General features: G+C 55.3%; 21 protein-coding genes. 13 read left to right on the forward strand and 8 right to left on the reverse strand.

All coding sequences use genetic code 11. The features are described 5' to 3' along the window. Positions 1-30 precede the first annotated feature (30 nt). Positions 31-1,242 (forward strand): MFS transporter, encoded by a 1,212-nt coding sequence (locus WFN87_RS03185; protein ID WP_336981162.1) that lies wholly within the window; start codon positions 31-33, stop codon positions 1,240-1,242. Between the two features lie 48 nt (positions 1,243-1,290). Here WFN87_RS03185 and WFN87_RS03190 read toward each other — a convergent pair whose 3' ends face one another. Then, positions 1,291-2,310, reverse strand: a complete 1,020-nt coding sequence (locus WFN87_RS03190) for a Ppx/GppA phosphatase family protein (protein ID WP_336981164.1) — start codon at positions 2,308-2,310, stop codon at positions 1,291-1,293. Between the two features lie 177 nt (positions 2,311-2,487). Between WFN87_RS03190 and WFN87_RS03195 the strand changes: the two genes are divergently transcribed. Next, complete coding sequence (locus WFN87_RS03195; RefSeq protein WP_336981166.1) at positions 2,488-3,294, forward strand: 5'-nucleotidase, lipoprotein e(P4) family; 807 nt, start codon at positions 2,488-2,490, stop codon at positions 3,292-3,294. A gap of 109 nt (positions 3,295-3,403) precedes the next feature. Here WFN87_RS03195 and WFN87_RS03200 read toward each other — a convergent pair whose 3' ends face one another. Further along, entirely contained in the window at positions 3,404-4,039 is a 636-nt protein-coding gene (locus WFN87_RS03200) for a YetF domain-containing protein (protein WP_166992467.1), read from the reverse strand. A gap of 9 nt (positions 4,040-4,048) precedes the next feature. Then, positions 4,049-4,495: a DUF3290 domain-containing protein gene (locus tag WFN87_RS03205; protein ID WP_008458932.1), complete on the reverse strand. Its 447-nt coding sequence runs from the start codon at positions 4,493-4,495 to the stop codon at positions 4,049-4,051. Positions 4,496-4,703: 208 nt separating this feature from the next. Between WFN87_RS03205 and WFN87_RS03210 the strand changes: the two genes are divergently transcribed. Genes WFN87_RS03210 through WFN87_RS03225 form a run of 4 tightly spaced genes read left to right on the forward strand, consistent with a single transcriptional unit; the run spans position 4,704 to position 7,734 of the window. Further along, positions 4,704-5,093, forward strand: coding sequence for a RidA family protein (locus tag WFN87_RS03210; RefSeq protein ID WP_336981168.1), 390 nt, complete (start codon positions 4,704-4,706; stop codon positions 5,091-5,093). A gap of 23 nt (positions 5,094-5,116) precedes the next feature. After that, on the forward strand, positions 5,117-6,091 hold the full coding sequence (locus WFN87_RS03215; RefSeq protein ID WP_336981170.1) for a threo-3-hydroxy-L-aspartate ammonia-lyase: 975 nt from the start codon (positions 5,117-5,119) through the stop codon (positions 6,089-6,091). A gap of 17 nt (positions 6,092-6,108) precedes the next feature. Then, entirely contained in the window at positions 6,109-6,756 is a 648-nt protein-coding gene (locus WFN87_RS03220; protein WP_336981172.1) for a helix-turn-helix transcriptional regulator, read from the forward strand. A gap of 33 nt (positions 6,757-6,789) precedes the next feature. Next, a complete protein-coding gene (locus tag WFN87_RS03225; RefSeq protein WP_336981174.1) occupies positions 6,790-7,734 on the forward strand; it encodes a dienelactone hydrolase family protein in 945 nt (314 codons plus the stop codon). On the opposite strand, the gene WFN87_RS03230 is transcribed toward WFN87_RS03225, so the two are convergent. After that, complete coding sequence (locus tag WFN87_RS03230) at positions 7,695-8,465, reverse strand: BPL-N domain-containing protein (protein ID WP_336981176.1); 771 nt, start codon at positions 8,463-8,465, stop codon at positions 7,695-7,697. The genes WFN87_RS03225 and WFN87_RS03230 overlap by 40 nt on opposite strands. Positions 8,466-8,561: 96 nt before the next feature. After that, the gene (locus WFN87_RS03235; RefSeq protein WP_336707126.1) at positions 8,562-9,476 is read right to left on the reverse strand and encodes a LysR family transcriptional regulator; all 915 of its coding nucleotides are present in this window, start codon (positions 9,474-9,476) and stop codon (positions 8,562-8,564) included. A gap of 124 nt (positions 9,477-9,600) precedes the next feature. Between WFN87_RS03235 and WFN87_RS03240 the strand changes: the two genes are divergently transcribed. Genes WFN87_RS03240 through WFN87_RS03250 form a run of 3 tightly spaced genes read left to right on the forward strand, consistent with a single transcriptional unit; the run spans position 9,601 to position 11,581 of the window. Continuing rightward, the gene (locus WFN87_RS03240) at positions 9,601-10,338 is read left to right on the forward strand and encodes an SDR family oxidoreductase (RefSeq protein ID WP_336981178.1); all 738 of its coding nucleotides are present in this window, start codon (positions 9,601-9,603) and stop codon (positions 10,336-10,338) included. Between the two features lie 25 nt (positions 10,339-10,363). Continuing rightward, the gene (locus WFN87_RS03245) at positions 10,364-11,260 is read left to right on the forward strand and encodes an SDR family oxidoreductase (protein WP_336981180.1); all 897 of its coding nucleotides are present in this window, start codon (positions 10,364-10,366) and stop codon (positions 11,258-11,260) included. A 60-nt stretch (positions 11,261-11,320) separates the two neighbouring features. Continuing rightward, positions 11,321-11,581, forward strand: a complete 261-nt coding sequence (locus WFN87_RS03250; protein ID WP_336981182.1) for a hypothetical protein — start codon at positions 11,321-11,323, stop codon at positions 11,579-11,581. Between the two features lie 103 nt (positions 11,582-11,684). Here the strand turns inward: WFN87_RS03250 and WFN87_RS03255 are convergent, their stop codons facing one another. Together WFN87_RS03255 and WFN87_RS03260 are read right to left on the reverse strand one after the other, a co-directional pair. Continuing rightward, a complete protein-coding gene (locus tag WFN87_RS03255; RefSeq protein ID WP_166992452.1) occupies positions 11,685-12,206 on the reverse strand; it encodes a phospholipase D-like domain-containing protein in 522 nt (173 codons plus the stop codon). Positions 12,207-12,351: 145 nt separating this feature from the next. Further along, positions 12,352-13,260 (reverse strand): LysR substrate-binding domain-containing protein, encoded by a 909-nt coding sequence (locus tag WFN87_RS03260; RefSeq protein WP_166992450.1) that lies wholly within the window; start codon positions 13,258-13,260, stop codon positions 12,352-12,354. Positions 13,261-13,370: 110 nt separating this feature from the next. Here WFN87_RS03260 and WFN87_RS03265 point away from each other — a divergent pair, with 110 nt between their 5' ends. Further along, positions 13,371-14,585 (forward strand): MFS transporter, encoded by a 1,215-nt coding sequence (locus tag WFN87_RS03265; protein ID WP_336981184.1) that lies wholly within the window; start codon positions 13,371-13,373, stop codon positions 14,583-14,585. An 8-nt stretch (positions 14,586-14,593) separates the two neighbouring features. On the opposite strand, the gene WFN87_RS03270 is transcribed toward WFN87_RS03265, so the two are convergent. Next, positions 14,594-14,962 (reverse strand): VOC family protein, encoded by a 369-nt coding sequence (locus WFN87_RS03270; protein WP_336981186.1) that lies wholly within the window; start codon positions 14,960-14,962, stop codon positions 14,594-14,596. A gap of 160 nt (positions 14,963-15,122) precedes the next feature. Between WFN87_RS03270 and WFN87_RS03275 the strand changes: the two genes are divergently transcribed. The 3 genes from WFN87_RS03275 to WFN87_RS03285 all read left to right on the forward strand — a co-directional run bounded on the left by WFN87_RS03275 (position 15,123) and on the right by WFN87_RS03285 (position 18,043). Beyond that, positions 15,123-15,902, forward strand: a complete 780-nt coding sequence (locus WFN87_RS03275) for an alpha/beta fold hydrolase (RefSeq protein ID WP_166873799.1) — start codon at positions 15,123-15,125, stop codon at positions 15,900-15,902. Positions 15,903-15,977: 75 nt separating this feature from the next. Continuing rightward, a complete protein-coding gene (locus WFN87_RS03280) occupies positions 15,978-16,655 on the forward strand; it encodes a heavy metal response regulator transcription factor (protein ID WP_008458900.1) in 678 nt (225 codons plus the stop codon). Then, on the forward strand, positions 16,652-18,043 hold the full coding sequence (locus WFN87_RS03285) for a heavy metal sensor histidine kinase (RefSeq protein WP_336707139.1): 1,392 nt from the start codon (positions 16,652-16,654) through the stop codon (positions 18,041-18,043). Before WFN87_RS03280 ends, WFN87_RS03285 begins: the two co-directional genes overlap by 4 nt. Positions 18,044-18,052: the final 9 nt, after the last annotated feature.

An 18,052-nucleotide genomic window follows, 5' to 3' on the forward strand; every position in this document is an offset into this window, starting at 1 on the left:
CAGGACTCGTCATTCCCAGAGAGAAAAATCATGTCGGAGAATCCCCTGAGCATCACCCTGAATCGTCCGCCCGAGGCGGAAAAGAATTCGCCTTTAACCTCCAGTCTGCTGCTGATCATGGCGCTGGCCTGCGGGGTTTTCGTTGCCAATGTCTACTACAACCAGCCGCTGCTGGAACTGCTTCAGCAGGCGTTTCCGGGGCAGCTAGCGCTGGTCAGCCTTGCGCCGACGGCAACGCAGCTTGGGTTTGCTTTTGGTTTGTTCTTGCTTGTACCGCTGGGCGACAAGATTAATCGCCGCACGCTGATCCTTTGCCAGTCTGCGGGGCTGGCGGTAGCGCTGGCGTGCCTGGCCTTAGCGCCGAATGTTGTCACAATTATTATTGCCTCCGCTGCGGTGGGTGTAACCGGCTCCGTGGCCCAGCAAATAGTGCCGTTCGCCGCCGAGCTGGCTAAACCGGAACGCCGTGGACAGGTGGTCGGCACGGTAATGAGCGGCGTGTTGTGCGGCATACTGCTTGGCCGGGCCGTGGGCGGTTTTAGCGGCGATCACTGGGGCTGGCGAGCGACCTTCTGGCTCGGTGCTGTGGCAACTGCTTTCGGCTGGCTGATGCTGTTCTTTACCCTGCCGCACCACACGTCCGGTAATAAACAGAGCTACATGACCCTGATGCGCTCGCTGGTTTCTCTGTGGCGGGAAGAACCACTGCTGCGCCGGGCGACCTGGATTCAGGCCGCGCTGTTTGGCTCGTTCATCGGCCTGTGGACCATTCTGGCTTTGCAGCTCCATGCCGCGTTTCATCTTGGCGCAGACGTCGCCGGTCTGATGGGCATTGTGGGTGCCGTAGGCATCCTGGTTGCGCCGCTTGCCGGGCGAATTGCCGACCGTCGGGGACCGTATGCCGTCATCGGGCTTGGGGCGCTGGTGATGGTTATCTCGTTTGCGGTGCTGGGGCTGTGGACTTCGCTCACCGGGCTGGTGATTGGCATCATCCTGATGGATCTGGGCGAGCAGTCGGCGCTGATCTCTAACCAGCACGTGATCTATGCCCTGAGGCCGGAAGCCCGCAGCCGTATCAATACGGTCTTTATGAGCGGCATGTTTATCGGCGGCGCGCTGGGATCCTGGGGCGCGAGCCTGATGTGGCGACTCGGCGGCTGGGAACTGGCTTCGATGCTGGGCGGTGGGCTTAGCCTCATCGGGCTAATCATTCATCTGCTCGGGCAGCAAAAACGCGGTTAGTGCCCCAGGCGGCGGCACGAAAATCGCCGTCGCCTGAAGCATGAGACGTTACTGAATCAGCACGCCCTGAACGAGGTTGGCCTTCACCACGGTCACCTGAGGGATTTTCAGGGCTTCCATATAGCCCTGAACCAGTAGCAGGTTGCTGACGTCCGTGGCCCGGTAATCCCCGCGCAGCTCTGAATCCCCTTTCCAGACCTGGCTGGCGGAAGATTTTTGTAGATCGGCGAGGGTGTAAACCTTTTCATTGAGCTGCTTGCTGACGGAGAAGTCATGCACCCCGCCGATACCCAAGACGGTACGCTTAGCCAGCGCCTGTTTCATCTCCGGGCTGACGTGAGTGGTGGCATAGAAGCGAACAAAACGCAGCACGCCGTCACGCAGGGAACCAATCGGATTTGGCGAGCTGACATCATGCAAATCTTTGTTTTTCACCACGTCGATGATGTAGTTCTTCAGCGTAACGGAGGCCAGCTTGCCCTGGTAAATCTCCGGCTGCCATTTGTCGTGTTTTTGCAGCCAGGTCGTCATTTGCATCGACCCGCCGCCAATGTCCCAGACCACCATCTGGTCGTCTGGCAGCGGCACGGGCATCGAGGCTTTGGCGGACAGGAAGCCCAGCTCGGCCTCTTGTTCCTGAGTAATAATTTTTAGATTCACCGGAGCAGCACGGTTGAAGGCATCGATCGTCTGCCGGGCGTTAGACGCGCTGCGAAAAACAGCGGTAGCCACGCCGTTAAAACGGGCAGGATGATAGCGGGCGGCCTCTGCAGCTAGCTCGCGCAGCGCCGTCTGCCCCTGCTGTTGAATCGCTGGGCTGAGAGTGTTATCTGCAGATTTGGATAAATCTTCGTTAAAACCGATTGGACGCTGATCCTCGAACAACACTTTGTTGATGCGCTGCTGGCAGGTATCCACTTTGGCGACCACCAGCTTGGTGGTGCCGGAGCCCATGTCGATGCCCGCCCTGGTCTCTTCACAGCCAGCTGCGTGGGCCGCAACGCTCACGCCGGGTAATGCCGCTACCACCATCAGGAAAAAAAAATTGCGTCGAAATATTTTTGTCATATTGAGTATCCAGTGTCGATCCATTAAAAAGCTATTGATAACGTAACTTTAATATTCGTTAAAACACTTTTTAACAATACCTGCTGATTTTGTTAGAAAAAGTCACTGCATTGTTCAGTGCAGAGGCCGGCAGGTATCAATGGCGTTAATGATAAAAGCAAGGGTAAGGACATAAAAATGAAGAAAAGTTTATTGGGTAGCGCGGTGGCGCTGGTGCTTGTCAGCCTGACTGGTTGTGCAAATCAGCAGCAGGTGGCGGATCAAAAACTGGCGAGCCAGACGGTGATGGCGGTGGACTGGTTCCAGCAATCCGGCGAATACCGCGCGCTGGCGTACCAGTCGTTTAACAGCGCTCGCGCCGCGTGGGATCAATCCGCTAAACAGGGTAACGCTAAGCGGGCCGTTATCGTCGATCTGGATGAAACCATGCTCGACAATAGCGCCTACAGCGCGTGGCAGGCCAAAAACAACAAAGCGTTTGACGACAAAACCTGGTCCCAGTGGACTCAGGCTCGCCAGGCGCTGGCCGTCCCGGGTGCGGTGGATTTTGCTAACTACGTGAACAGCCACGGCGGCACGATGTTCTATGTGTCCAACCGCGACAGCAAAGACTTTGACGCCACCGTCGCCAACATGAAAGCTCTGGGCTTTACCGGCGTGAGCGACAAAACCGTGCGCCTGAAAACCGACAGCTCCAACAAGCAGGCCCGTTTCGATGCAATCAAAGCCGAAGGCTATGACGTAGTGATGTACATCGGCGACAACCTGAATGACTTTGGCAAAGCGACTTACCACAAGGATCAGTCCCAGCGTCAGCAGTTTGCCAGCGATAACCGCGGCAAGTTTGGCACCCAGTTCATTGTGCTGCCGAACCCAATGTACGGCGACTGGGAAGGTGCTTTAGCGCCAAATTACTACAAGCTGAATACTGCCCAGCAGGCCGAAGCGCGCGAAAACGCACTGCGTACCTGGTCCGGGAAATAAGTTTACTGGCAACCCCACCCATGCGGTGGGGTTTTTAGAGTGATAGTTAAAGGATGAAACACATTTACTTTATCTATAATCCAATAGGTAAAGAGCTTGATTTTGGCGACTACTTTTCATATCCGTATAAATTAATCCTGCCCGACAGATACTCGCCCAAATAGACTTCGCTAATTTTATTAAAGCCTTGCTTGATAACTTCATTTTCTAACCAGGCGTTGTCCTTGTTAAGGATTTCTAGCAGATCATGGTTAGCTAAACCATCAACTATAATTGGGTAGCGTATATTCTCATCACCACTTTGTATAATGGTTAATTGCCCATTCTGCTCGAGAACTACTCGCTTCAATTGTTCTATTTCATAAATGCTATTCGCCCTTAACTTGAACATCAAATCATTCGCAGAAACACCATTGCGTAAACACTCTTTAACATTGACACTGCCATTATGTACCAGGGTGATTGGTTTGCCATCAATAATTCTTTTAACTAGTCGATTATTCTCTTTTAAAAACTTAAGGACAAAGACGAGGAAGGTCCATATAATTAACACCAAAACAAACTGCAGTACTGTTATCGATTCATTATAAATTACGCCACCGATAATCCCCCCGAGCACATAGTTTTGAACCTGATCCATTGCGGATGAAGGCGCCAGATTGCCCTTCCCCATGAGATTTATTTGAATAATCAGACACAGTATCCCCAAGCCCAATTTTATCATGATCGGCGTATAAATTATCATTTCTGTTCCTCAGTTTTTTATGATTTCTATGCCTGGGTTTACTAACGACACCTCAACTAAACTATATGTTTTTTGATCCGGGCTTAAATTGACGCGATAGTAAAGATCATTAATTTTAATGATGATGCCATCCGAGAGTTGTACTGAATTTGAAAATATAGAATCCATACCCACTTCTTTTTCTTTTGATAGCAATTTAACAAAGCTCACCATTTGTGATGATTGAGAGTGTATATTTTGACTGTCAGTATAATCTGCATACTGAACACCAGAAATGAAGAGTAAAAATAAAAATACTATAATTGTTAGATCTCGATATTTAGTTTGTAAGCGATGACGCATGTACAGGCTAAAAAAAACGATCAGGATAAATAAAGTACTAAATATAATGATGTATTTTAAATAATCATTAATATTAGACTGCGTTTGTAGATATTCAATGCCATAAAATCTCATATAGTTATAATCCCTAACCCTTAAGACCCCGTTTTTTATTATAGTAACACATTGGCATTTTTCGCCCTAACGGCCGCGAACCGGGCTTTCTCCTCCCTGCCAGTTCACCCCTATCCCCCTTGCTGCTTTCCATGTTGAAAACCTCTTGATCGACATTTAGTCCAGATATAGATTGTTTGTCTAAATCTGACCGCGCTTGAGAGGATACATGGCCCCGAACATTACGCTGCGCAATATCGAACAGGTTCCTGCCCCCGTGGGGCACTATTCCCATACCACCACTGCAGGCGGTATGGTGTTTATTTCCGGTCAGCTTCCCGTGGCGGCGGGTGGCACGCCTCGCGGCGAAGCGCCCTTCGAAGAACAGGCTCAACTGGTGCTGCAGAATATTGAATCTTGCCTGGCCTGCGCGGGCGTGACAAAACAACATCTTGTCTCCGTACGGGTGTACATCACTGATATCAACCTCTGGCCGCTGTTTAACAGCATTTATGCGGCGTGGATCGGTCAGCATCGCCCTTCTCGCGCGGTGGCCGGCGTGGCACAACTCCATTACGGCGCGGCGCTCGAAATTGAAGCCGTGGCGCTCTCTGAATAAGACAACCGTTTAAAGGTGGCAAAATGAGTGAATTAGTTCTCCCTGTTTATGAAGATGTGGTCGCGGCGGCTCAGCGCATTGCAGGCCATGCCAACCGCACCCCGGTCATGACGTCCCGTACCGTGAATGAAGAGTTTGATGCCGAAGTCTTTTTCAAGTGCGAAAACTACCAGCGAATGGGGGCGTTTAAGTTCCGTGGGGCCATGAACGCTCTCGCTCAGTTTACGCCGGAGCAAAAAAAAGCTGGCGTGGTGGCCTTCTCCTCCGGGAACCACGCTCAGGCGATTGCGCTCTCCGCAAGGCTGCTGGGGATCCCGGCCACCATCGTGATGCCGGAAGATGCCCCGGCGGCTAAAATTGCCGCCACGCGCGAATACGGCGGCAAAGTCATTCTCTATAACCGCTACACCGAAGACCGCCAGCAAATCGGCAAAGATCTGGCTGACAAATATGGCCTGACGCTGATCCCGCCTTACGATCACCCGCACGTCATTGCCGGCCAGGGCACCGCGGCGAAAGAGCTGTTCGACGAAGTTGGCGAGCTGGACGCGCTGTTTGTCTGCCTGGGCGGCGGCGGGTTGATTTCCGGCTGTTCGCTGGCGGCGCGCCATCTTTCCCCCAACTGCAAAGTCTACGGCGTGGAACCGGAAGCCGGGAACGATGCCCAGCAGTCACTCCGGCGTCGACAAATTGTGCGGATTGATACGCCCAAAACCATCGCCGACGGCGCACAAACCACCTTCCTCGGGGACTACACCTTCCAGATGATTTGCCAGAACGTGGACGACATTTTCACCGCCACTGATGAAGAGCTGATCGATTCGATGAAGTTTTTCGCCGAGCGGATGAAAATGGTGGTCGAGCCGACGGGCTGCCTTGGCTTTGCCGCCGCGCGCGGAATGAAAGAGAGCCTGCGCGGGAAGCGAATCGGGATTATCATCAGCGGCGGCAACGTCGATATCAGCCGCTACGCTGAGTACCTCGCCGGCCCGCGTTAATTAACAGGAGAAATAGAGTGTCAAAATCAGAAAACAGTGCCCTGCTCGACCAGCTCGAAAACATCGCCCAGGGGGTGAGTGAAACCTTCGCGCCTTTTTGCGAAGTGGTGGTGCACGACCTGACGCAGCCCGAGCACTCTATTCTCTCCATCCACAACAACCTGTCTGGCCGCGAGGTTGGCCAGGGCGCCACGGAAATGGGGCTGGCGCGCATCGCCTCCCCTGATTTCCCGACGGTGATCGCCAATTATGCCAACCAGTTTGCCGACGGACGCCCGGTGAAAAGCACCTCTATTGGGCTGAAAGATGACGCCGGGAACTATGTCGCCGCCCTTTGCCTCAACCTGGATATGACCTTGTTCAGAGGGATGCAAAGCGCACTCGCCCGCTTCACCGACACCAGTCCCGGCCCGGTGGAAGAACATATTGAACCCGCAGGTTCCGAAGCCATCCGGCTGAGAATCGATCGTTATGCGGCTGGCATAGCCACCACGCCGCGTGCGCTGAAAACTTCAGAAAGAATTGAGCTGTTGCAGACGTTGAAAAAAGAAGGATTACTGGATATCCGTAAGTCGATGGAGACCGTGGCGCAGCATCTGGGCGTTTCCCGGGCATCGGTTTATTTGTATGCAAAACAACAGCCGTCCGTTGACGACACGGCATAATTCAACTGCAGTATTTTTTGTCAGGGTAAACAGATGGGTTCTTTGAAGTGGCTGATAGCACCTCTATTTCAGGAGCCACAGCGCTCCGGTTCTTTGTTTCATCTCTTCACCGGGCTGCCGGTTGCGGCACTTCTTCTCAGCGTCAGCGGCTGCAGTTCCGCCAGTAATAACGCTTCATCTTCCCTGAAGCTGGATCGCCAGCTCAATGAGCAGATTGTGATGTTGCCCGTGCAAATAGAGGGTAAAACCGTTGAGCTGGAAACCACGCTGTATAAGCCTCCGGGTAATGGGCCTTTTCCCCTGCTGTTGATGAACCACGGTAAAAATCCGGGCAATGCGCGCACGCAGCCGCGTTCCCGTCACCTGGAGATTGCCTCAGTATTTGTTCATCGGGGATTTGCGGTCGCGATTCCGATGCGGGAAGGTTTTGCGGCCTCCGGCGGCGACTACCCGAAAGACGGATGCGATGTGCGTCGTCACGCGTTTGATGAAGCAGATGGCGTGGCTGCCGCCCTCAAGGAACTGGTCAAACTGCCCTACGTTGACCGTTCACGCATTGTGATTGCCGGCCAGTCTGACGGCGGGCTGGTGACTATGGCGCTGAGTACGCATCCACTCCCCGGCGTGCTGGGCGTGATTAATTTCTCGGGCGGTCTGCGCCAGCCAAAATGTGAAGGCTGGCAGCAAAATCTGGTACGCACCTATGGCGCGATAGGCAAACAGGCTCGCTACCCGTCGGTTTGGTTCTATGGCGATAACGACCAGCTCTGGCCGCAGCCGATGCCGGAGCAAATGTTTAATGCCTACACCCGCAACGCGGAGGGCGACGCCGGGCATGCCCGAATGATCGATATCGGCACCTTCGGCAAAAACTCCCACGACTTTGCCGACAGCAAAGCGGGCGTCAAGCTCTGGTATCCGCAGGTTAAAACCTTTGTTCAGTCGCTGGGAATGCCGTTCGAACCCCTGTCGAAATAGCTAAGCAGCCGGGCCATTTTACTCTGAGGTGAGGTGTGCCCGGTGACGCTGTTGTCAAACCAGCTGCCATCCGCCTCCGGATGTGGGCCGGTCAATACCACTTTTCCTCTGCCATAGCGGTAAGCGGCGATAGCCACGTCGCCGTTGCTGTACCAGGCCACGGGCGTAAAGCCGCTGCTTTTCGTGCCGGGATTAAAATAAGGGCCGTCCTGATAATAAAAAGGCTCTTTTTTATTCCCCCAGCGGATATTCAGCGTGTAGTCACCTTCATCCGCCACGCCGGACCCAGGACGACCGACCTCAGACTCAAGGGGGTTGTCGATAAGCCCTATCCAGTCTTTGTCCGCCAGATAAGCCCCCATGCACAAGCCAAGATAACCTTTCCCGCGTCTCACAAACTCTCTGATAGCCCGCGCGCCATCATCACCAATGGCATCATACGCAGCCGGAATATCCTGCCCGCCGCCAGGTTGCACATAGAGATCAAATTTACTCAAGTTCTGGCCGGTCAGCTTTAGCTTTTCTTTTTCACCGATGTAGGAAATAACAATGTTTTTCCTGGTATTTTGCAGGGATTTCGCCACCATTTCGGAACATTCATCGCAGCCGGCAGCTCCCCGGTATATGGCAATATTTAAGGGGCCGCCGTTGGCTGCATGCGTAGCGAATGGGGATAATAAAAAAGCGCAAAACGCCAAGCGAAATACGTTCAGACCTTGGGGGAAGTTCATCCGGGGATCCTGTCTCAAAAGCACTTTAGAGGAAGTCAGTATGGATCCCGAAGCCTTTTAAAAACCAGTCAAATCGCGGCGAGGTTTAGCAGGTGTTTAAGCCTTCCCTTCGGGAGGAAACCGCGAGCTGTAAATCTCCTTCAGCCAGTCGATAAACACCCTCACCCGCGGCGAAAGCTGCCGGTTTTGCGTGTACACCGCGGATACCGCGATGGCCGGGCTTTGCCAGTCAGGCATCACTTCTATCAGCCGACCTTCGCTCAGTGGCTGTTCAACGTGGTAGCGCGGGAGCTGAACCAGCCCGCAGCCTCGTAGCGCACAGATCACGTAATTCTCAGCTTCGTTGACCGTCACCCAGCCTTTCGGCGAATAAGCCCGGCGCTCGTTATCGATAATGAATTCAAAAGGGTAATTCAGGCCGCCTGTCGTCGAGAAAAAGTTCACGCACTGGTGCTGGTCAAGATCGTCCGGGTGCGCAGGCACGCCAAACGCCGCCAGATAATCCGGGCTGGCGCATACCACCTGCGGGAGATCCGCCAGATGACGGGCGACCAGCGAAGAGTCCTGTAATTTACCGGCACGCACCACGCAATCTATCCCCTCGCGGATTAAATCCACCAGCCTGTCGCCGCTGCTTATAATCAGTTCGATATCCGGATAACGGCGATGAAACTCGTCCAGGCGCGGCAGGACGATGTGCGAGGCATGCGTTCCCTGCAGGTCAATACGCAGGATACCGCGAGGCCGGGCCACAACCGGGCGCAGCGCAGCTTCGGCATCATTCAGCTCCGCAAGAATGTACACACAGCGCTGGTAGTACGCTTTCCCATCCTGAGAGGCTCGCACATGCCGGGTGGTGCGCTCCAGCAAGCGGCAGCCCAGTTGGCTCTCCAGCTCTTTAATCGCATTGCTTGCCGTGGCCCTCGGGATACCAAGCTGGTCGGCGGCCTGGCTGAAACTGCCCAGCTCAACAATGCGGGTGAACAGCTGCAAAGTGTCAAATTTATCCATCTGCTATTGTTAATCAAAACGGAATTATCTAATCAAATTAGCACCATTTATCCCGAAATCAAAAACATTAACAATGCACCCACGCCCACTCGGGGCGATTCACTCACCGCATCTGGAGAACAACATGACGACTGCAAAGAAAACTGCCCTGGTGACCGGCGCTTCCCGTGGAATTGGCCGGGCAATTGCCGAAAGACTGGCCCGCGACGGCTTCACCGTCGTCGTGAACTACGCCGGAAATAAAGCCAGCGCCGATGAAACGGTCCAGGCGATTAAAAACAACGGCGGGAACGCCGTGGCGATTCAGGCCGATGTCTCTTCGGAAAGCGATGTCACCCGTCTGTTTGCTGAAGCGAAAGCTCTCCACAACCAGCTGGATGTGGTGGTGCACAGCGCGGGCATTATGCCGATGGTGAAAATGACTCCAGCAGGCCTGGCCGAGTTCGACAAAATCATCAATACAAATCTGCGGGGGGCGTTTATGGTGCTGGCCAACGCCGCAGAGTCTCTGCAGGATGGCGGCCGCATTATCGCCCTTTCAACCAGCGTTATTGCCAAATCATTCCCGGCCTATGGCCCCTACATCGCCTCCAAAGCCGGGGTTGAAGGCCTGGTGCACGTCCTCGCCAACGAACTGCGTGGCCGTAATATCACCGTCAACGCCGTTGCACCGGGGCCAACCGGCACCGACCTGTTCCTGAACGGTAAAACCGAAGAGCAAATTCAGGCCATCGCCAGCCTCGCCCCGCTGGGGCGCATCGGCACGCCAGAGGAAATTGCCAGTATTGTGGCGACATTGGCTGGCCCGGACGGCAGCTGGGTGAATTCTCAGGTGATCCGCGTTAACGGCGGCTTTGCATAAGACTGGCGACCAACAGGAGACAAACATGCAGCAAATTATACTGATAACCGGCGCATCCAGCGGCTTTGGTGCCTTATCCGCGCGCGCCCTCGCCCATGCCGGGCACACCGTTTATGCCAGTATGCGCGATATTTCAGGTCGCAATGCTCCCCAGGTTGAAAGCCTGCAAGAGCATTCGCGGCAACACGGCGTGGATCTTCGCGCCATTGAGCTGGACGTGCAGTCCGAGGCTTCTGCGGAGGCGGCAGTCGCGCAGATCATCGCGGAGCAAGGCCGGCTGGACGTCGTGGTGCACAATGCCGGGCATATGTCCTTCGGCCCTGCCGAGGCATTTCTGCCGGAACAGTTCAGCCAGCTATTCGACATTAACGTGCTGGGCACCCAGCGGGTTAATCGGGCGGCACTGCCTTATCTACGTCAGCAGAGAAAAGGTTTGTTGCTGTGGGTCGGCAGCAGCAGCACTCGGGGCGGCACTCCGCCTTATCTGGCACCCTATTTTGCCGCCAAAGCCGCGATGGACGCCGTGGCCGTCAGCTATGCCGCCGAACTGAGCCGCTGGGGCATTGAAAGCTCGATTCTGGTGCCGGGGGCTTTTACCAAAGGCACCAATCACTTCCTGCATTCCGGCAAGCCTGCGGACAGCAAACGTGAGCTGGCCTGGACCCAAACTGGCCCAACCGCAGGACTGGAAGATGAAGCGCTGAAAGGCCTGGCGGCCTGTGAGCCAGAGGATACCGATGTTGCCGATGTCGCGGCGGCGATGGTGGATATTGTGAATGCGCCGTATGGCAAACGCCCGTTCCGCGTGCACGTTGATCCCTCTGATGACGGGGCCGAAGTGGTCAACGCCGTGGCCGACCGTATCCGCAAGGAGTTTTTGCAGCGTATTGGTTTAGGCGACCTGCTGACTCCCCGGCAGTAAATCCCCAGCCTGCGGCTTATCTCGCAAAGTTAAGCCGCAGGCCATTTCCTGGAGTGTTTTATGCGAACATTGTTATTTCTGCTGAGCGGTTTTTTGCTCGCCAGCGGCTGTTACCTGCTTATCCGCCTGTTTAGCCCGGACTACCCGCCGGTTCAGGCAATTATCGCCCGAGGCTTTGCGGTACTGTGGTGCCTGATTGCGGCGGTAAATATGCTGATCGGCGTAATTAAAGTAGGCTATGGCTGGGGCGAAGAACTGACCATTTTTGTCGTTATTTTCGCCCTGCCGGTGGTGCCGCTTTTGTGGATTGTTGAGCACTAATAGGGGGGCGGCCCATTCCTCGTTAAGCCTATTGCTTAGGCAAAAATTGCCTGGCTGCTTTGAGCGAGATGCTGAAGTTAAAGGCTGCTAAAGTGAAGAGTGACTAGCCCTGTGTTTTAAGTTCGAAGGGTTCAGATATTGCCCACCGGGAAGCAAAATGTTCCTGATACTGAGACACGATGTGAGGCATATTTTTAATAACGATGACATTCTCGCTGTTATCGTACTCTGCTGATTTTGCATAATTAAATGAACCTGTTTCTACAGTTGAACCATCAACAATCATCATCTTATCGTGCTGAATATGGTAATGCCCATCAATGCGCAGCTCCACTCCATGGCGAGTAATGTCGCGCATTGCCGCCAGTGATGTACTGCCTCTATTTCGACGTTTATCGATAACGACTTGTACTCTAACGCCTCGCTGTTGGGCTGCATCTAGTGCAGCAGCAATATCGTGGGCCTGAAATGCATATGCAACCATTTCGATAGAGGAGTGCGCTGAATTGATGGTATTTAGCACGAGCTGTTGTGCGCTACCTTCCGGAGAAAATCCCACCTCTATTGAAGGGGCTGCAGAAGCTGAACCAGTAATAATGAGCAGTAAAAAGGCCAATTGTTTCATAGCGGCTGTTCCCAATGAGTCTTCGATAACGTTCAGGAGTCCTCATTACCGGGTCTACTGCTGCAGGAATGAGGACATCGATAATACTCCTGACGTCCGCATTTGGCACGGAGCGGACAGCCTTGCTCGGTTTTGCCTGAGAACGTCAACCCACCAGCCCGCTAACAAAGTCCAGAAATGCCCGGGTTTTCGCCGGCACATGATGCCGGGAGGGGTAATACGCATAGAGCGGGAATCGATGATCTGACCATTCGGGGAACAGCGGCACCAGCCGCCCGGAAGCGATGTATTCCTCACTGCCCAGCTCGAATATTTGCACAACGCCCAGCCCCGCAAGACAGGTACTGAATGCGGTTTCCGCATCATTCACCGTTAACAGGCCGCGCGGCTGGATCATCAGTTTCTTTTTCCCCTGATGAAATTCCCAGCTGAAAGGCTTCCCCGTCAGCGGCTCGCGGAACAATACGCAGCGGTGCGGCTCCTGCTCCAGTTCCTGCGGTGTTTCAGGCCGCCCAAAACGCTGCACGTATTCAGGCGAGGCCATGGCAAATACTCGCGTGTCGAACAGCTTTCTGGCTATCAGCGATGAGGACTGAGGGTGACCAAAGCGCAGCGCCAGATCGAAGCCGTCAGAAATAAGGTCCCCCAGTTCGTCCCGGCTCCGCAGCTCGATTTCAAGCTCAGGGTGCTTATCCATAAACGCGCCGAGGCGTGGCCCTAAAACCTGGCTGGCAAACAGCGGATCAACATTCACCCTCAGTCTGCCGCGAATGCTCTGCCCGTCCCCTGCCGCGCCGCCGGTGACTTCGGCCAGGGCGCCAATCAGCGGCATAACCTGCTCGTAGAACGCCCGCCCCTCATCGGTCAGCCGCACTGAACGCGTGGTGCGGTCAAACACGCGAATACCGAGCCGCTTTTCCAGGCGTGCAATCGCCCGGCTGACACCCGACTGCGACATATCGAGCATTTCGGCGGCAGCGCCAAAGCTTAGCGTATCCACTACCGCCGCCATCACGTCCACACCTTCCAGCAGTTGCGAACTAAATGCTCTCATTATTGATTCTCAGTCATAGGTGATATGCCTTTCATGCTATCGCATTCTGACCTGTACGACGCCACAATTTGCTCGTCATCTCGACCTGTTCACATTTTCAGGATGGTTTTATGCATTCAAGCAGTACAAATATCGCTGCGCCGCAGGGCGCACACGTTTCCCGGGCCCGCAGCATCGCGGCGGTGATGGCGCTGAGCCTGGGCTGTTTCACTTTTGTCAGTACCGAACTGATGCCGGTGGGAGTGCTGCCGGGCATGGCTGCCGGGCTAAACGTTTCCCTCGGCGTGGCCGGTTATCTGGTCACAATCTTTGCCTTCATGGTGGCCCTCACCGCCGCGCCGCTAACCGGGTTACTGGGGCATATTAACCGCAAAACGCTGATGGCTGGGCTGCTGGCGGCCTGCTTTGCCGGCAACCTGATTACCTGGCTGGCGTCTGATTATTTTGTTGTCTTTGTGGGGCGTATTCTGGTGGCCGCGGCTATCGGCGTATTTTGGTCCACGGCGGTGGTGACCGCCGTGCATCTGGTGGCAGCACGCAACGCCGTGCGGGCAACGTCCATTGTTTTTGGGGGCGTTTCGCTGGCAACGGTGCTCGGGGTCCCGGCGGGCACGATGCTGGGCGATTTTTACGGCTGGCGGGCGGTATTTGCCGCTCTGTGCCTCTTGTGCCTGGTGGTTTTCACGCTTATCGCCTGGTCCGTTCCCGCGGTACGAATCGCTAAATCTGCCAGACGCGGCGCTATTTCCGCGGTGTTTAAAAACAGAGCATTGCTTGCCATTCTTGGCATCACCGCGCTGGTGGTGACCGGCAACTTCCTGGCCTATACCTACATTACGCCATTCCTTGAGCAAATGGCCCGCCAGAGCAGCTCGCAAATCAGTATGTTATTGCTGGTTTACGGTGCGGCAGGCGTTGTCACCAACTTTGCGGTGGGACCTTTTGCCGCCCGGGGGCCGCGAACCAGTCTGGGCGTGGTGGCCGCGCTGTTTACCGCCAGCCTCGCTTTTCTTAATGCGGCGACCGTCAGCCATACCACAATTTTTATCGCTATCGCCCTGTGGGGTGCAGCTTATGGGGCTCTGCCGGTGTTGCTGCAAACCCTGGTGTTCAAAGAGGCATCCACGCTTGAAGGCGGCCCGGATGCGGCAACCTCGGTCAACGTGTCGGTGTTTAACGCGGCAATTGGCTTAGGCTCCCTGATTGGCGGCATGCTGATAAACCTGACCGGGCCTCGCCCTATTCCCTACGTGGCCGCCGCTTTTGCGCTGGCCGGTCTGCTGGCGGTGATAGTGACCCGTGAAAGCAAATCCCGTGGTGGCTGATGGCCTTTTTACAACACCTGGCCAATCATGATTTTATGGCCTTCTGGCGTCGCGACGAGAAATTCGCGCATCCCGTGTGGATGGCTGGCCGGTGGTTGTAAAATGATGGCACCACGCCGGGTAAACTCGGCGTAGAGTGCATCCACGTCATCAACATGCAGATAGCCGAAATAACTGTGATCCCCAAGGGAAGCTGGGGCCAGCGCCTGCGGGCAATGGCCCAGCATCACCTTCACTGTCCCTCGCACCGCTAATTGCCAGCCGTTCGTGCCAGGCCATTCAAGGGTAAAGCCTAACGTATCGCGGAAATAACCTGCAGTGTCATCAAGGTTGTTTACCGCCAGCACAAAGGCAAAAGGCGTAATATTATTAGTCATTTACAATCTCTTCAGGCTGAAAAATTCAGTGTAGAGCCGTTCATCATGTATCGCAAGAACGCCCCGTTTGTCATTTTTTTGTCATTTGTACGTCAGCACTTTGTTGGCGCCCGGGAACTACATTGGTCCTGACCCCCTTGTTGAATCCTGAGGATAGATCATGAAATTACGCCATCTCTCTGCTCTCGCCACCCTTGTGCTGGCGTCTCTTGGTACCACGGCGGCTCATGCCGACACCGCACCTGCTACACAGGAAGTGAAAAATATCGTGCTGGTGCACGGCCTGTTTGCCGATGGATCGAGCTGGGGCAAAGTTATTCCGCTGCTGCAGGCCAAAGGTCTGCACGTCACGGCGGTACAGAACCCGACGACCTCTTTAGATAACGATGTTGCCGCGGTAAAACGCGCGCTGGCGCAGCAAAACGGCCCGGTGATTCTGGTGGCACACTCCTACGGCGGGATGGTGATTAGCCAGGCGGGCGATGAGCCAGAAGTCAAAGGCCTGGTGTATATCGCCGCCCGCGCCCCGGAAGCGGGTGAAGATTACCCGGCGCTCACCAAAAAATACCCGGCGGCACCGGCTTCCGCTGGCCTTAAATGGAACGACGACGGCTACGGCGCGCTGAGCGAGTCGGCATTTATCCACGATTTCGCCGGCGACCTGCCGGAAAGCGAGGCCAAAGCCTATTACGCGGTGCAGCAGCCAATGGGCAAAGCCATCACCATGGCGAAAACCACGGTTGCCGCCTGGCATGACAAGCCGACCTGGTACGCGGTATCGACCGAAGATCGCACGATCAACCCGGATCTGGAGCGGTTTATGGCGAAGCGCATGCACGCGCAAACCATCGAGCTAAAATCCAGCCACGTTTCGCTGATTTCCCAGCCTGAAGCGGTGGCTAATCTGATCATGAAAGCAGCGCACGTGCCTGGCTACTGAGGTTCACGCCTCTTATAATGACGAGACTGGGGCGGTCTCCACGCCCTTTTCTCTCTTTTCGACGGGATCCGCTGCTTGAAAATCCTCATTATTGAAGACGAAGCGAAAACCGCCGCCTACCTGGTGAGCGGACTGAACGAAGCGGGCTATACCGCAGACTGGGCGGCTAACGGCATTGACGGCCTGCATCTGGCCCGGGAAGAAAATTATGACCTGATTCTGCTGGACGTCATGCTGCCGGAAATGAACGGCTGGACGGTAATGGAGCGTTTACGCGCCCACAGCCAGACGCCGGTGCTGTTTCTGAGCGCGCGCGGCACGCTGGAGGACCGTTTACGCGGGCTTGGTCTGGGGGCCGATGAATACCTCGTCAAGCCTTTCTCCTTTGCCGAACTGTTGGCAAGGATCCGCATTATTTTACGCCGCGGCCAGCCGCAGGCCGAAGCCGAAGAAGTGCTGACGATGGCCGATCTGCTGGTGGATGTCGCCAAGTTTCGCTGCGAGCGCGAAGGCAAGCGCATCACGCTGACCAATAAAGAGTTCAAGCTGCTGGTGTGCTTTCTCCAGCATCCGGGGCAAGTTCTGTCGCGAACGTTTCTGGCTTCCCGCGTGTGGGACATGAATTTCGACAGCGACACTAACGTGGTGGACGTCGCGGTGCGCAGGCTGCGGCAAAAAGTGGACGACCCCTTCCCGGTGCGGCTAATCCATACCGTGCATGGCGTGGGCTACCGCTGCGAGCCAGAGTCATGAAGCGTACTTCGCTAACCTTCCGCCTTGCCGTGTTGCTGGCCGCCTTTTCCTTTGTGGCGTTTACCGTCATGGGCAGCGCGCTCTATTACGCCCTGCGCCAGCAGCTTTCTATCCGTGATGACGCGGCGCTGGTTTCCCGCGTGGACCAGATCAGTACGCTGCTGCGGGATCTGGATGCGCGGCAGTTGATCCGCGAAAAGCCCCATTTGTTTGCCAATATGCTGGGCAATACGGAATCCCTGCTGGTGATCCGCTATGTGGGCGGTGCCACATTGCTGGAAGTTAATCCCATGCAGCGCGCGCTTCCCACCGTGACGCCGGTTGCCGCCAATCAGCGGCTGACGCTTGAGGCCGTACATCACGCCAATAATGCGGACGGCACGCCGATGGTTTACATGGCGGCAATTAGCCCCTCGGCCAATAATTTACCGCCGCTGGAGATTGTGTCGGCGCGAGTGCTGAGCGACAGAACCCATATTCTCGAAGAGTATCGCAACAAGATTATCCTCTTTGCCTCGATGATGGCGGCCATCTCGGTCGTGCTGGCGGTGATCTTTGCCCGACGTGGCATTTCGCCTTTGCGTCGTCTGGCCGATCGCACGGCGACTATTGGCACCCAAACGCTCTCGTCGAGGCTGGATAAGCAGGATGTGCCGATGGAGCTTGATGCGCTGATTGACCAAATCAACGCGATGCTCGAGCGGCTGGAACGCGGGTTCCAGCAGTTAAAACAGGTCAGTGCCGATATGGCCCATGACCTGCGCACGCCGATAACCACCCTGCTCGGCCAGACAGAAGTTGGCCTCGGCGCGGCGAGGGACAACGCCTATTACCAGCGACTGTTAGGCTCAAACTTTGAAGAGCTGCAGCGTATGTCGCGGATGATAGACAACATGCTGTTTCTGGCCCAGGCGGAACAGCCTGACCAGGAGATCCAGCGGCGTGATATAGACATTGTTGAAGAGACTCACCGCCTCGGTGAGTATTTTGAGGATCTGGCCGCCGAGCGTGAGGTGACGATTCAAACGCACGCCAGCGGCACGGTCAATGCGGATGCCCTGTTGCTGCGCCGGGCGCTGGCGAACCTGCTGTCTAACGCGGTGCGCTATGCCGAGCCCGGCAGCGAGATTGAGATTGCTGCCAGGCCTGAAGCGGAAGGTATGTCCATCGTGGTGATGAACCGTGGGGAGACCATTTCCCCGGCGCACCAGGAAAGGCTTTTCGACCGGTTCTACCGGGCCGACCCTTCCCGCAACGACTCGGCGCACTCCAGCGGACTTGGCTTATCCATCGTGCATTCCATCATGCAGTTGCACAAGGGTCGCTGCTGGGTGGAAAGCCAGGCCGGGGTGACCCGCTTTGGTTTATGGTTCCCTGACCGAAACTAGCCAAACGCC

The organism is Cedecea sp. AS113, assembly GCF_037152415.1.
In the GTDB taxonomy this organism is placed as follows: domain Bacteria; phylum Pseudomonadota; class Gammaproteobacteria; order Enterobacterales; family Enterobacteriaceae; genus Cedecea.

What these genes read in the sequence shown, in the direction of transcription:
- WFN87_RS03195 (WP_336981166.1), top strand. Translation starts at nt 2,488, where the DNA reads ATGAAGAAAAGTTTATTGGGTAGCGCGGTGGCGCTGGTGCTTGTCAGC.
- WFN87_RS03260 (WP_166992450.1), bottom strand. Translation starts at nt 13,260, where the DNA reads ATGAGAGCATTTAGTTCGCAACTGCTGGAAGGTGTGGACGTGATGGCG.
- WFN87_RS03235 (WP_336707126.1), bottom strand. Translation starts at nt 9,476, where the DNA reads ATGGATAAATTTGACACTTTGCAGCTGTTCACCCGCATTGTTGAGCTG.
- WFN87_RS03250 (WP_336981182.1), top strand. Translation starts at nt 11,321, where the DNA reads ATGCGAACATTGTTATTTCTGCTGAGCGGTTTTTTGCTCGCCAGCGGC.
- WFN87_RS03255 (WP_166992452.1), bottom strand. Translation starts at nt 12,206, where the DNA reads ATGAAACAATTGGCCTTTTTACTGCTCATTATTACTGGTTCAGCTTCT.
- WFN87_RS03215 (WP_336981170.1), top strand. Translation starts at nt 5,117, where the DNA reads ATGAGTGAATTAGTTCTCCCTGTTTATGAAGATGTGGTCGCGGCGGCT.
- WFN87_RS03185 (WP_336981162.1), top strand. Translation starts at nt 31, where the DNA reads ATGTCGGAGAATCCCCTGAGCATCACCCTGAATCGTCCGCCCGAGGCG.
- WFN87_RS03240 (WP_336981178.1), top strand. Translation starts at nt 9,601, where the DNA reads ATGACGACTGCAAAGAAAACTGCCCTGGTGACCGGCGCTTCCCGTGGA.
- WFN87_RS03225 (WP_336981174.1), top strand. Translation starts at nt 6,790, where the DNA reads ATGGGTTCTTTGAAGTGGCTGATAGCACCTCTATTTCAGGAGCCACAG.
- WFN87_RS03265 (WP_336981184.1), top strand. Translation starts at nt 13,371, where the DNA reads ATGCATTCAAGCAGTACAAATATCGCTGCGCCGCAGGGCGCACACGTT.
- WFN87_RS03200 (WP_166992467.1), bottom strand. Translation starts at nt 4,039, where the DNA reads ATGATAATTTATACGCCGATCATGATAAAATTGGGCTTGGGGATACTG.
- WFN87_RS03275 (WP_166873799.1), top strand. Translation starts at nt 15,123, where the DNA reads ATGAAATTACGCCATCTCTCTGCTCTCGCCACCCTTGTGCTGGCGTCT.
- WFN87_RS03285 (WP_336707139.1), top strand. Translation starts at nt 16,652, where the DNA reads ATGAAGCGTACTTCGCTAACCTTCCGCCTTGCCGTGTTGCTGGCCGCC.
- WFN87_RS03245 (WP_336981180.1), top strand. Translation starts at nt 10,364, where the DNA reads ATGCAGCAAATTATACTGATAACCGGCGCATCCAGCGGCTTTGGTGCC.
- WFN87_RS03190 (WP_336981164.1), bottom strand. Translation starts at nt 2,310, where the DNA reads ATGACAAAAATATTTCGACGCAATTTTTTTTTCCTGATGGTGGTAGCG.
- WFN87_RS03210 (WP_336981168.1), top strand. Translation starts at nt 4,704, where the DNA reads ATGGCCCCGAACATTACGCTGCGCAATATCGAACAGGTTCCTGCCCCC.
- WFN87_RS03205 (WP_008458932.1), bottom strand. Translation starts at nt 4,495, where the DNA reads ATGAGATTTTATGGCATTGAATATCTACAAACGCAGTCTAATATTAAT.
- WFN87_RS03270 (WP_336981186.1), bottom strand. Translation starts at nt 14,962, where the DNA reads ATGACTAATAATATTACGCCTTTTGCCTTTGTGCTGGCGGTAAACAAC.
- WFN87_RS03230 (WP_336981176.1), bottom strand. Translation starts at nt 8,465, where the DNA reads ATGAACTTCCCCCAAGGTCTGAACGTATTTCGCTTGGCGTTTTGCGCT.